Annotated in this window: 8 protein-coding genes; all 8 read right to left on the bottom strand. The window is 57.4% G+C overall.

From position 1 onward, the window contains the following. Window positions 1–104: 104 nt before the first annotated feature. Window positions 105–263: a hypothetical protein gene (locus tag ABIZ35_RS18225; RefSeq protein WP_348221344.1), complete on the bottom strand. Its 159-nt coding sequence runs from the start codon at window positions 261–263 to the stop codon at window positions 105–107. A 208-nt stretch (window positions 264–471) separates the two neighbouring features. After that, complete coding sequence (locus ABIZ35_RS18220; RefSeq protein ID WP_348221343.1) at window positions 472–3,249, bottom strand: glycoside hydrolase family 2 TIM barrel-domain containing protein; 2,778 nt, start codon at window positions 3,247–3,249, stop codon at window positions 472–474. 154 nt (window positions 3,250–3,403) lie between these two features. Further along, window positions 3,404–4,636, bottom strand: coding sequence for a glycoside hydrolase family protein (locus ABIZ35_RS18215; protein WP_348221342.1), 1,233 nt, complete (start codon window positions 4,634–4,636; stop codon window positions 3,404–3,406). A gap of 342 nt (window positions 4,637–4,978) precedes the next feature. Further along, window positions 4,979–5,470 carry a hypothetical protein gene (locus tag ABIZ35_RS18210; protein WP_348221341.1) on the bottom strand — a complete coding sequence of 164 codons (492 nt, stop codon included), beginning with the start codon at window positions 5,468–5,470 and terminating at the stop codon, window positions 4,979–4,981. Window positions 5,471–5,738: 268 nt separating this feature from the next. Further along, window positions 5,739–7,610, bottom strand: coding sequence for a glycoside hydrolase family 97 protein (locus tag ABIZ35_RS18205; protein ID WP_348221340.1), 1,872 nt, complete (start codon window positions 7,608–7,610; stop codon window positions 5,739–5,741). 99 nt (window positions 7,611–7,709) lie between these two features. Continuing rightward, window positions 7,710–10,520 (bottom strand): beta-galactosidase GalA, encoded by a 2,811-nt coding sequence (gene galA, locus ABIZ35_RS18200; RefSeq protein WP_348221339.1) that lies wholly within the window; start codon window positions 10,518–10,520, stop codon window positions 7,710–7,712. Between the two features lie 47 nt (window positions 10,521–10,567). Next, on the bottom strand, window positions 10,568–12,088 hold the full coding sequence (locus tag ABIZ35_RS18195; protein WP_348221338.1) for a glycoside hydrolase family 43 protein: 1,521 nt from the start codon (window positions 12,086–12,088) through the stop codon (window positions 10,568–10,570). A gap of 22 nt (window positions 12,089–12,110) precedes the next feature. After that, on the bottom strand, window positions 12,111–13,120 hold a 1,010-nt coding region (locus tag ABIZ35_RS18190; RefSeq protein WP_348221337.1), incomplete at its 5' end, for a discoidin domain-containing protein.

Below are 13,120 nucleotides of genomic sequence, written 5' to 3'. Positions count from 1 at the left end.
GTTCCGGAAGCGCTGCCAACAGCCGTCTGGATCAACCCGCCTGCCCAAAAGGAGGACGAAGAGTTAGGCGACGATCGGCGCGAAAAATAATGGACCAAGTTGTCTCAAACTATTGACACGTTCCGCTCGGTGTGATACCCTTCGGCGCTAAAGCTAGTAAGCGTAACACTCTCAGCGTGCGCTTTGGCTCCCGACATCAGCGCCATCAGGCCGAAGGCGAGGATGCAGGCCGTTCTCGGTGCGTAACGAAGCCGTGTTGACATAGTGTTTCTCCTTGACTAAGAGGAACTGGGGAGTCCCAGTGCGGCGAAATGAATTTTGAATTAACGGTAATTCGAAATTCATTTCGACAGTATCTTAGCATAGCGAACGGATTATGTCAATCTGTATAGCTTTTGCGACCTATGGCACCAGTTATCTGGCCCAATCTGCGATCCGCGCCATAGCTCTGGAAGGCATGGGCTCGCTCGTTTACTCGAAGCGGATCGAGATGGCGGCAGGTTTCAGTCCAGCTGCCGTGGCCGTTACTCCGACCACGCCGCGCTTCCCGGTTGAACGGATGATGGCCGCAAGACGCCCATTGAAAGCCCTGCGCTCAGAGGACGCATCCGGCGTGTGGTCGTTCGGATCGCCGTTGCCCGTTCCGGCAATCAGGCCGGCTGCGCCCGATATCGTGAATATCACTTTATCTGAAGCCACCGGGATAAATATGCCATTCTCATCGACAATTGCCGCTTCGATGACGCTTTCATCCTCCCCGTTGGCCGACAATTTCGTAAGGTCCGTCCTGAGTTCGATCTTGTACGGCTTTCCGGCTGTCGCCACCTCCTGAGTGGCGGCCAATTGTCCGCTTGTATCGTAGGCTCTGGCAGTCAGGGTTCCCGGCGCGTACGTGACGGTCCATTCCGCATGGCCGTTCCGCGGACACGCTTTTCGTCCCAGGCTGACGCCGTTCAAGCTCAGATCGACCATGGGCTCATTCGAAAAAACGATGACCGAGATCGGCTTGCCTTCGCGTCCGGGCCAGTTCCAGTGTGGGGTGATATGAACTGAAGGCTTATCTTGCCAGTTCGCTTTGTAATAGTAATAGACGTCCTTCGGAAAGCCGCACATATCGAGGATGCCAAAGTGGCTGTGGATGTTCGGCCAGCCGTACGGGGAAGGTTCCCCCTTGTAATCGAATCCTGTCCAGACGAAAGCACCCGAAAGATAGTCATTTTCTGCAATCGGCTTCCAGGCGTCTTCCGTCCGACGGACCCAGTTGAGCCAGTCAAGGCTGAAGTCGGTGTAGTTGCCGACGTAGCCTCGCGCGCCATCGTTCTCGTACACGCCGCGATCCGAGACGGCGCTCGACGACTCCGTGAAGATCGTCGGCTGGTTCGGAAAGTCCTTGTGGAATTTTTCGAAGCTCTCGTTGAGGTAGTTGAAACCCTGGATGTCTTCGACGAGAGAGATTCCCTTCCCCCAACTCGCGTTCATCGCGCACGTCGCCAGCCGGTTCGGGTCGAGCTTACGAACGCGCGCGAGCATCTTCTTAAAGATCTCGGCGCCTGTGTCTTTCCCTTGAAGAGGCTCTTCGTTGCAGAGCGACCAGGCGAAGATTGAGGGATGATTTCGATCTCTGACGATCATGTCGTCCAGATCGGAGAGGTCGTCCGCCTTCGTGTCTTCCGCGTATGTGTGCGGGACGTAAGTATCTCCCAGGTGCCGGTTTTCGTCGAGAACGAGCATCCCAAGTTTGTCGCAAGCGTCCAGAAGCGCATTGTTGGGCGGATTGTGGGACATGCGCCAGGCGTTGGCGCCCATGGCCTGCATCTTCTTCACACGCCAGGCTTGAAGATTGTCAGGAACCGCATTGCCGATCCCGGCGAAATCCTGGTGGTTGCAGATACCTTTGATCTTGACCGATTTCCCATTCAGGAAAAATCCCTTGTTCGGGTCGAAACGAACGGTGCGGATTCCAAACGTCGTGACCACGCGATCGACCGGACGGCCAGCAACTTCAAGGGATGTCTCCAATTTGTAAAGGTTCGGTGTCTCCAGCGACCACAGCAGCGGATGGGACAGCGAGATGCGCCTCTTCGATACCGCTCTCGCGCCGGCGCCGATCGGCTCGGACGAGTTTGTCCGGAGTGAGGCGACAATTTTGCCGCCAGGGCTGAGAATTCGTTCGACGACCGCGTATGCCCGGCTGCCGAGTCCCGAGTTCTTGAGGGTGACACTCGTGTCGACAGTGGCCGAATCCGGGTTCGTCTCGTTTCCCACCGCCTTCGGAACCACCCAGACTCCATCCGGCGCAATATGGAGCCGGTTGACGGATGTGAGCCACACATGTCGATAGATTCCGCCGCCTTCGTACCACCATCCTTCGACCTTCGAGGGATCGACCTGAACGGCGATCGTCAACGGCTCTCCGGGCTTGGCCAGCGACGAGAGATCGACATGGATCGGCAGGTAACCGCTCTGGCGTCCTCCGACAAGCTTGCCGTTGACATAGATCTTCGCGTCGCGATAGACGCCGTCGAAGTCGAGCCAATAATCTTTGTCCCGATCCCCCTTCGGGATAACGATCGTCTTTCGATACCAGGCTGACGGGGTGGGCAGGGACGCATGCTGCGGATCGAGTCCTTCCGTGAACGGCTGCTCGATCACGTAGTCGTGTGGAACGTTCACAACGCGCCACGCCGAGTCGTGATAGCCAGGCCCGGACGGATCGCCGCCGGCCGCAGGCGCCTGGGAGAGCCCAAGAGCGACGCCGTCCCACACATATCCGCCGCCCCCGGTGTTCTGCACCAGGACGGTTAGATGGTTTTCGCCTGCCGAATTCCAGGCCGAATCGAGAGAAACGTCGAACGCCTCATCCCATCCCTGATGGCTCGCGAGCCGCTTACCGTTCAGAAAGATGACCGCGTTGTCATCCACGCCGCGGAAGTGCAGCGTGCGCCGGGGGCCTGTGAGCGCAGGCAGCGTTGTCCGGCACCAGGCGTAGCCCGGCTTCTGGTCGAAGACATCCTGGCCGAGCTTCGCTGCCTGCCACGTGTGCTTGCTCTCGTCGAGCAGCGGTGCGTCACCGGTCTCGCCCGGCGAGGCCGGGCTCCAAGTCCAGTCCGTAACCGAGGTTTTCTTGTCTAGAGTCGCCGTCGGGTTCACCCGGAAACGCCAGTCGGCGTCCAGACTCAGTCGCTGGCGATCGCCATTCTGCTGGGCGGTTGCGGGGAGCGCCAGCATGTGCGCACTGGCGAAAGCCATCCCGAACAGCGTGGAGCAAGACAAGCGCATATTGAAGCACAATCGTATTGAAAACACTTAACCGGTCTTTCTGTAATGGAATTATCCGCCCCGACAAAGTTACTCGCGGACAGACGTCTGTGAATGCCGGTGGCTTGAGTCGGCTTACGCGGGCCTATTTACTTTTTGAGTTGGCTCGGTCCAGGGCGGCGCCGTCAAATGGAACAATGATGATCTTGCTGCCATTCAGGTCGTTACCAAGATCTTTCTCTTTTTCGACGTTTATCGCCGCAAACGTCATTGCGACCACATGGCCTTTTTCAATGTAGACGTTGGGGCGCTCCAGTTTACACCAGTGATTGACCGTTCCATTTGCATCGCGAATAAAACCCGCCGTAGGATCGTAGGCATATCCAGCGTTCAGCTTCCAATTGGCGATACCGTCCGAGGAAGTGAAGTGGAATGCTTTGCGGATATCCCATTGGTTCGTCAGGAAATGATAGTGACCGCCGCTGTACCAAATGCAGGGGTCTTCGAGGGTGTAGATATTCGGACAGTTAGGAACTTCTGAAAAAAGAGAAGGCCCCTGAACGGTGTACGGACCGGCGACATCATCGGCAAGAGCGATTAAGCCACGGCTAGTGACTGCCTCGTAACGCCCGTCAGGCCGAAGAATAATATGAAGATTCTCTTGAGTGTTGAAGGCGTCTGAGTAAGCATTTTTAGCAACCGTAACATCCCCCATGTACGACCATGGACCATCGAGGGACTTCGAGACGAAAACACCTCCGCGCCTGACGCCGCTCACCGTGATAGCATAGCGGCCGTCCTTCAGCTGCAGCGGCGTCACGTTGTGACCTTTTCCGCCATCAATGTCCGGCCAGCACAAGCCCCGGTCGGTATACGGTCCATAAAGGTGAGTGCTCGTAGCGTGAATGGCGTGTGAGTCCCACTGCCATCCATTATGCCCATCAGCCTGATTCCAGCGACTTGCGAACATATGGTAGATGCCGTCAGTTCCCTTGATAATGCCGCCATCCCAATAGACATAATCGGACAGGGTCTTGTCTTCCAATCCGTTCGATTGATCGCGAGGCCCCACCTGAGAAGCCCCCCAACAGATTGAGGACAGGGACCTGGTACTTGGCGTCGCGTTAAAGTAATCCATAAACTGAGATGCAGCATTTACCATCGTATCTTTACTCTTATTTTTAAGACCCATGGATTTGCCGCCAAGTTGGGCGGTGAGTGACGGCGCCCCATGACAAGCCTGGACGGTGCTCAGCCGCTGGCGTCCGCCATTCTGCTGCGCCGCCGCGGGAATCGTAATTCCCAGGGCGCCAGCAATGGTCACCGTCAATAATAACAACGGCGATTGCTCCGTGGAGCGGCGCCAATGACAATGCATAAATCTTATCTTTCCAGAAGCGCGGGAGACTGGAGCCTTCCCGCAGCGCCCGCCTGATCACGTTTCTCTCATCACATTCTTCCACGGCAAGACTCCGTAGACCAACGTGATGTCCGCGCGAAACGCCGCCAGTTGTGAACTGCCCAAAAGGCCGCGCCATCATCATGACGTAGCCCCTTGGGACAAAATAGCCTGAACCACTCTCGGACCTCTCAGCCCGGAGACGTTTGCTCGCCGCCATGCCGTTGAGAGCATGGTTACAGTGGCGGGCAACATTCTTTGAAATCGGCTTCCGTTACGGGAGCCGACGCATCGGTAGAACCGCGCGCCGCACTGCTGTTATCAATGCGACAGGAAGGACGGCCCGCCATAGGTCGAAAACATGCCGCCCCATCCAGTGCCGCCGCCGCCGCCCGAGATATGGTACACGTAAATGAACGACTGGGTTCCGGCCGGTTCGGAAGCGCGCAAGCTCGCTGGCGTGTTGAAGTCCATATTTAAGGACGCGTTGCTGACGCCGTAAGAAACGGGCCCACCAGCGCTATACACAAACTTTGTCGTCGATTGTAGAAGCGTCCCGCTGGCGTAGGGGCCAGAGTAGTACAGGACGTCTGTAGTGATTCCGTAGCCGTAGCTGCCGGTGGACGACGCGTTGAACGCGATATTGACGTTGACCGTGTCCGTCTGATGGTCGTATCCACCAGGAGATGCTGTGGCGCCGAAGGCAGTAAGCGTAACACCCTGAGCCTGTGCTTTGGCTCCAGACATCAGCGCCATCAGGCCGAAGCCCACGATACAGGCTGTTCTCGATACGAAACGAAGCTGCGTTGACATAGCATTTCTCCTTAGTTGAGAGGAACTGGGTCGTACTGATGATGTAAGAAATTAAAATTACAATAATTTTGTAATTTTAATTTCTTACCTAGGTAGTTTAGCACAGCAATCGGAATTTGTCAATCTGTATAGCTCTTGTAATAAATAAAACCAAGCTTCCGGACTGCCATTTGGTCCACGCCAGCACGCCTCATTGGTTATTTTGCGCTCAAAATCGCGGCGTATCCTCCCGCAGGCAGCAGCGTAACGGGCAGGAGAGTCTTGGAATTCACGGGGTGGTTACCTCACTGATCGCAGTGGCCGGAGCATTCGCTTCCAAAGAATCACTGAAGCTATGGAGATTCCATTTGCCCTTGCCTAGAAAATTCAGAGGCACGGTAATATGGCTCATTGCATCGCCATTCATCGCGGTCAAATACCAACGGTGTCCAGATCGCCGCGCAATGGCGACGTATTGGCCGATCTCTCCGCCTAGAATGACGGTTTCATCCCACGTTGTTGGTAATTCCCGCAAAAATTCGACTCCTGGTTGGTTGGAGTAATTGGCCGGACTATCGCACATCACAAGCAACGGACTCTGGTAAATTACCGTCATAGCCAACTGGCGCGCGCGTGTGCCCATCACCACCGCAGGAAATGTGACTTTAAAATCAGCCGTGCTGCGATTGAGGAAACCACCGGGCGTGAAATCCATTGGCCCCAGCAAGCCGCGTGTGAAGGGCAAAGTCACCGTGTGTTCAGGCGTGCAAAGGTAGCCAAGTTTATTGTATTCGTTACCCAGCACACCTTCCTGAGTGATAAGATTCGGATAGGTGCGAGACAAACCAGTGGGTTTATAAGCGCCGTGAAAATCAACCATCAGCTTATATTTGGCGGCCGCTTTGAGGGCCGCGACATACCATTGCACCGTTTCCTGGCTGTCACTGTTCATGAAATCGACTTTTACGCCGGCGAATCCCCAGCTGGCCGCCTTTGAAAATACCTTGTCGAAGCCGTCGCGCTTCACGTCATTCGAGTGCATCCACAGGAACAACCGAACGCCTTTGTTATTTGCATAGCTCACCAGTTCGGGAATGTTGATGTGGGGGAGCGGCTGGGTGAGATCATCTTGATACCAGCGCCAATCAACCAACTGGTACGACCACCCCATTTTCGCCGCAAGGTCAATATATTCTTTGTCCGAATCGGTATCTCCGCGCGCATCTAATCCTGTATATTGCGGCAGGTGCGAGTTTACACCGGTCCACCAAGGGTCCCATGAGCTCACGCCAGGCTTAACCCAGGAAACATCCCCCAGTTCATTGGGGGTTGCAAGCGCTGCAACGAGATTAGAGTTCAGCAGATCCGCGCTCTTACGACCGATCATTAACACCCGCCAGGGGCTTTGGCTCGGCGCGCTGGAAACCACCAAGCCATTTCCGTCAGCGCGCGACGCGAGCGAAGCCGTAACTCCCTTACCACCCGTTCCTGAAAGGAACATTCCCCCCCAATCGAGCAAATCCGATTCGGCCACGGCGACTGTGCAGGTAGGCGTCTGAGCTACAAGAGGCAGAACTCCCCAATAAGGCTGACCGCGCCGCCACTGGTCGGTAGTCGTCATGGGGATCTTGCTCAGTTTGGTCTCTGGATACTGGCACTCAGCACAAGACGATTCATTGCCCAGCCAACTGCGATCGTCGTCTGCGAAACAGAATTCAGTAAGCTCCTTGGTCAGAACGAAATTGCCCAGCCCGGAAGCGATCGGCAAATCATAGCGAAAAGCCACTCCATCGTTATATGCCCGCACGATCAGCCCAAATTCACGGTTTGTTTCTTTTTCCCGTAAGGCGAACCGAACTTGATTCCAACGATCGGACACTACGCGGCGCTTGCCAAAATTATCCTCCCAGCTCCCCTTGTGCTGTTGCTTCTGCGTGGAGACAATCAGGGTATTCGCTCCCAGCTCCGCATTCTTGAACTGCAATCCCAGTCGTGAATTCACGACGGCCAATTTACCGTCAACTTGAACGCGATATCGTAATCCTGCATCATCAGAGACGATGAACGTGATTTTTCCATCCGGCGAAATCACGCGCATTTCGGCGGCTTTCGCCATACTGCTGATCAGAACTAAGGAGAGACATAAAATATTTTTTTTCATTGTGCTGGTCTGTCGAGTAAACGTGAATAATTCGGGCAGGGACGTGTTCACTTGATTCTTGCGCCTAATTTAAGAACCCCCGCGAATGAACTCGCGGGACTACTCCTGTCCCGCGATACCCCGCACGACGAACGTCGCGGGGGCGAGGCCGGGCGCCTTGGCCGTGACCACGATCTTCCCCGGACCCTTGGCTCCCACATCGACCAGGCAGTGGCCGTTGAAGGCGCGCCGCTGGGTCGCCTTGTCCGGCGAGTGGTCGCTCGGATCGCCATTGCCGACGCCGACGATCCGTCCAGGCCCTGCGACGGAGAACGTCACCTGGTTCGATGCTGTCGGCATAAAGTGTCCGTGCGCATCGACAACGGTCACGGCCACCGGAAGCACATCCTCGCCGTCGGCAAGGATCGTCGTGTCGTCCGCGCTGAGCCGCAGGGCAGCCGGCGCGCCGGCGGTCACCGCAGTGTCGGTCGCGATCAGTTTCCCAGCCTTGTCGTACGCCTTCGCGATCAGCGTCCCCGGCGCGTAGGGGACGCTCCAGGAGACATGCCCGACAAATGGCTTGTCCTTCACGCCCAGGCTCTTCCCGTTCAGGAAGAGCTCGACGCGAGAACCAGTACTGAACGCCCAAACGTCGATCGGCTGACCTTCCTTGCCCGGCCAGGTCCAGTGCGGCGTCAGGTGCGCCATGGGCCGGTTGCCCCAGACGGACTGGTAGTAGTAGTAATTGTCCTTCGGAAAGCCGCACAGATCCATGATCCCGAAATTCGAGTTGATCGCCGGCCACCCGAAAGGCTGCGGCTCTCCCTTATAATCGAATCCCGTCCAAACGAACGCTCCGGCCATGTATTCCCGCTCAGCGACCGGCCGCCAGGCGTCCTCGGCTGTCGCGATCGAGATTCCCACATTGCTATCGTATGCGGAAGCGTAGCCCTTCTCGCGTTCAACGCTGTAGACGCCGCGTGTCCCGTTCGTGCTCGCCGATTCGCTCGCGATGCATGGCTGTTCGGGATGGGCGGCGTGGAACTTGTCATATTCCTGGGAATTATAGTTGAACCCCTGAATGTCCGTCACACGGGAAATGCCGGCGCCGAAACCACCGTTCATGCCGCACATGATCGGACGAGTCGTATCCAGCCGCAGTGTCTCCCGCTTCAATATCGAGAAGATCCTGGCGCCGTCTTCAGTGCCCTGGATCCACTCTTCATTGCAGAGCGACCAGAGGATGACGCTCGGGTGGTTACGATCGCGCAGGATCATGCTGTTGAGATTGGCGAAGTCGTTGGCGGTTGTCCCAGTGCCTGTCTTCGTGGTCTCGACATCGCCAAAGTGCCGGTTCTCGTCCATAACCAGCATGCCCAGCTTATCGCAGGCGTCCAGCAGTTCCGGATTCGGCGGATTGTGAGACATTCGCCAGGCGTTGGCGCCCATTGCCTTAAGCTTCTTCACGCGCCAGTATTCGAGCCGATCGGGGACGGCGTTGCCGACGCCGGCGAAGTCTTGATGGTTGCACGTGCCCTTGATTTTGAGCGGCCGCCCGTTCAGGAAGAACCCGTGGTCGGCATCGAACCGGATCGTGCGGACGCCGAAGGAGGTATCTACCGCATCGATCACCTTGCCGTCTAAAACAACTGAGCTGTGCACCTTGTAGAGAGTCGGCGTGTCCGGGGACCAGAGGCGCGGGCGGCTGACGGTCAGGCGCTGAGTGACGGTGCTCGCGCTGATAGGATTCGAACTCTTCGCCACCACCCGGCCGGCTTCGTCCAAGACGGTCGAGACCAGGATCGCCTTGGCGGGCGGGCGGACATTGGCGAGGGTAGTCTTCACGACGACGCTTGCCGCCGCAGGAGCATGTCCTGGCGTGGGTTCCGGCAGGCTGGCCGTGACGAACGTGCCCCACGGCGCCACGTGCAGCCGATTGGCGACATTCAGCCAGACGTGCCGATAGATGCCGCCGCCCTCGTACCACCATCCCTCAAACTTGGTCGGATCGACGAATACCGCGAGCACATTCTTGCCGCCGTAATGCGCTGACTGCGTGATGTCGTACCGGAAGCTCGTGTACCCGCATGGGTGCGCGCCCAGAAGCTGTCCGTTCAGATAGACCTTCGCATCGCGGTAGACGCCGTCGAAGTCGATCCACGCGCTCTTACCTTTGTCGGTTGCCGGAAGCGTGAACGTCTTGCGGTACCAGGCCGTGGCCGGGACCAGATTCGCATGCGAATTTTCCGCGTCCGGCGTCACCTGTCCTTCCAGGACATAATCGTGCGGCAGATGGACGGGCCGCCAGGCGGAGTCGTTATAGCCCGGCTGGGAGGGATCGCCGCTGGCTTTAGGCGCCCGGTAAAGACCGAAGGAGACATCTTTCCAGATGAAGCCCGCACCGCCGGTGTTCTGCACCAGGACGAGCAGATGGTTTTCGCCGGCCGAGTTCCAGGCCGAATCGAGAGAAACATCGAAGGGTTGGTCCCATCCCTGGTGGCTCACGAGCCGCTTGCCGTTCAGGAAGACGACCGCGTTGTCGTCCACGCCTTTAAAGCGCAGCATGCGCAGAGTCCCCGTGAGCGGCGGCAGCGTGGCGCGATACCAGGCATAGCCTGGCTTCTGGTCGAAGACATCCTGACCGAGCGTCGCCGCCCGCCACGTGTGCTTGCTCTCGTCGAGCAGCGACGCGTCGCCGATCTCGTCCGGCGACGCCAGGGTCCAGCTCCAGTCCGTGAGCGAGGTTTTCTTTTCCAGTCTTGACATTGGCATCAGCTTAAAGCGCCAGTCCGCGTCGATACGCAGCCGCCGACGGTCGCCGTTGTGCTGGGCGTTCGCTGGGAGCGCCAGCATGTGCGCGCCGGTGAAAGCGATACCGAACAGTAGTAAGCGCGACAATCGTCGATCGGCGCGGAGTCGTGTCGAGAGCATTAGATTAATCTTTCCTGAATGATATTTTCCGGTCCTGCCCGGCGACTTTACTCGAATGTGTATTCCGCCCAGTCGAAATGGGCGAAAGCCGTCGATTCGTGATGGTTGGAGGTGGCGTACATGCCGATATAGGCGCCCGTAAAACCGCCGGCAACCTCGGTGGAGAGATACCGCGTCGCGCCGGACGCGATCGTCTTCTGGTCGCCGTTCCGTACCTTACAGCCGAAATGATATTCTTCGGGGGAGGCGTCGATTGATAGGATCACATCGCCATCACCGAGGAGATCTTCGGCGACGACGGCGACCAGATCGCCGATTCGTCGGCGAACGGCGACCGTTCTCTCTCCCCCGTCGTTACCGCGAACGAATATCTCGTAATGATGTTCCTCGTTCATGATCACGGTCAAGCCGGCCTCTTCCGTAGCCGTCCTGGGATCGAATGCGATACACGCGGAGAAGCGGCATCGGAAATGCTCCTGGCGGCGTCCCACGAATGCGAGCGGCGCGGCGTCATTCAATGTGACCGGGATGCATTTTAAAGTCAGGCTGCCAGGACGCTCGGACAATGACCAGTCGCCAGGATTTGGATTGCGGCGGAAGTTCCAGGGCAGTGCGAGGGTATCCGTGTCGAAATCATCGCAGCTCGTGGCTTCCTGATCCTGTTCCGAGGCGATCATAAACGAAGGCGCAGGCATCTCAAGGTCAACGACGCCCTGGTTTCCAATGAGCGGCCATCCTTCGGAATCCCAGGTCACCGGGGCGAGAAACGTTTCGCGGCCGAGATGGTGGACATTCGGATATTTTGCCGAAACGCGGGTCGCGAGGAACACCGCCCACCATGATCCGTCGTGGGCCTCAATGAGATCGGCGTGGCCCGTCGATTGTACGGAACCCTCTCCCCGGTCTCGATGCGTCAGGATCGGATTGTGTGGACACGCCTCATAAGGCCCCCAGGGGCTGACACTGCGGGCAATCGTTACCATGTGGCCGGCCTCGGTCCCGCCCTCGGCCAGCAGGTAATAGTACAGTCCATTGATCTTGTAAAGATGCGGCGCTTCGGCATAGCGTCCGCCCGAGCCGGTCCAGACGTGCTTGAGATCGCTCCTTAGGCTTCCCGTCTCGATGTCAATTGTGCTCATTCCCGCGTTGCAGGAGAAATAGACGACGCCGTCATCGTCAAAAAACAGCGAGGGATCGATCCCTTCGGCGGGGAGCCCATTGGCTCGTACGAGAATCGGGTCTGACCACGGGCCTTCCGCGCGCTGGGCAGTCACGTAGAAATGCCCCATGCCGGAGACGTTCGTGACCACCATATAGAATGTGCCGTCACGCCATCGAATCGTGGGCGCATAGATCCCGCCCGAACTGCCCGCTGTCTTGAGAGGAAGCTGGCTGTCCCGCGTCAGACAGTAGCCGATCTGCCGCCAGTGGACCAGGTCCGTACTATGGAAGATCGGAACGCCAGGAAAGTACTCGAACGTACTCGTGACGAGATAGTAGTCGCTGCCCACACGGCAGATGCTGGGGTCCGGATGAAAGCCGGGAATAACGGGATTACGGTATCTCATGGTAGCGGTAACTGACTCTTTCTCACTGGGCCGGCAGCACGGAGATTTCAGCGGCGCACGTCCAGCCATCCTTGTTGACCGTTTGCAAGGATGTGAACCGGAAGAAGCGGGCGTCGACGGGCGAGAAAGTCACCTGCTGGAGTGAGGGATTGTTCCGAATATTGGCGAACATGCCTGATTCAATAGCAGTCGCCCAATTGACTCCATCCGTGCTTGTTTCAAATCGGTACTTTTCCACAACGCCATTGGGCATTCCATCCTGGCGCGGCAGATACGTGAACCCGGCAATTCGGTGCGATGTCCCCATGTCGACCGTGATGGAATGGGGCAGCGTCAGATCGCCATCCCAACGTGTGTGCCAGTACGTAGAAGAATTGCCGTCAAGCGCATTGATTGCGGCGTTATTACCGCGGGTAGTTTCTTCACTGTCCACGCTCACGATCTTCCAGTCATTCGCCATCAATCCCGTGAATTGCTTTTCCGCCGCCAGACCGATTTGACCGTGAAGCTGCAAATTCGCCGCTTTCACGACACCGCCAGACGCCATGGGGATGGGTGAGCTATAGACAGGCGACTTGGCCGTCGGAGTCGCTCCATCAACGGTGTAAACGATGGAAGAACCATTCGCATTGCTCAGCGTGACGGAACCGTTTGAGGCGCGCTCGGAAATCTTAGGAGGCAGCATATCCGTCGTTTGCTTAAAGAGCCCGATTTGGGCAATCGTCGGCTCCAGTCGGGAACCGGTAATGCGGATGCGCACCTGATTGGTTGTGATGGGAGACTTCAGCCGCACCAGGCGTTTGTGTCCGATTGTTGTAAGTTCGTCGGACTCGATGTGCTCGGCAGGGATCCATTCTGAACCGTTCCACGTGTCAATGACAAATGATTCGACTCTTTGGCTGCGATGATCCACCGCTTCCTGAAGCGAAACGACGTCAAAGGTGACTTCTTGTGGAAGTTCCAGCGTCAACGCAGCGTCGGCATGCCCCGGCGCGGCTTCCCACCAGGTGTCGAGGTTTCCGTCCAGCGCCA

Source organism: Capsulimonas sp. (genome assembly GCF_039929585.1).
Taxonomy (GTDB): domain Bacteria; phylum Armatimonadota; class Armatimonadia; order Armatimonadales; family Capsulimonadaceae; genus Capsulimonas.
The sequence above is the reverse complement of the archived record's forward strand: the minus strand, read 5'-3'. Positions and strand labels throughout refer to the sequence as shown.

What these genes read in the sequence shown, in the direction of transcription:
- ABIZ35_RS18220 (WP_348221343.1), bottom strand. Translation starts at nt 3,249, where the DNA reads ATGGCTTTCGCCAGTGCGCACATGCTGGCGCTCCCCGCAACCGCCCAG.
- galA (WP_348221339.1), bottom strand. Translation starts at nt 10,520, where the DNA reads ATGCTCTCGACACGACTCCGCGCCGATCGACGATTGTCGCGCTTACTA.
- ABIZ35_RS18205 (WP_348221340.1), bottom strand. Translation starts at nt 7,610, where the DNA reads ATGAAAAAAAATATTTTATGTCTCTCCTTAGTTCTGATCAGCAGTATG.
- ABIZ35_RS18210 (WP_348221341.1), bottom strand. Translation starts at nt 5,470, where the DNA reads ATGTCAACGCAGCTTCGTTTCGTATCGAGAACAGCCTGTATCGTGGGC.
- ABIZ35_RS18195 (WP_348221338.1), bottom strand. Translation starts at nt 12,088, where the DNA reads ATGAGATACCGTAATCCCGTTATTCCCGGCTTTCATCCGGACCCCAGC.
- ABIZ35_RS18215 (WP_348221342.1), bottom strand. Translation starts at nt 4,636, where the DNA reads ATGCATTGTCATTGGCGCCGCTCCACGGAGCAATCGCCGTTGTTATTA.
- ABIZ35_RS18225 (WP_348221344.1), bottom strand. Translation starts at nt 263, where the DNA reads ATGTCAACACGGCTTCGTTACGCACCGAGAACGGCCTGCATCCTCGCC.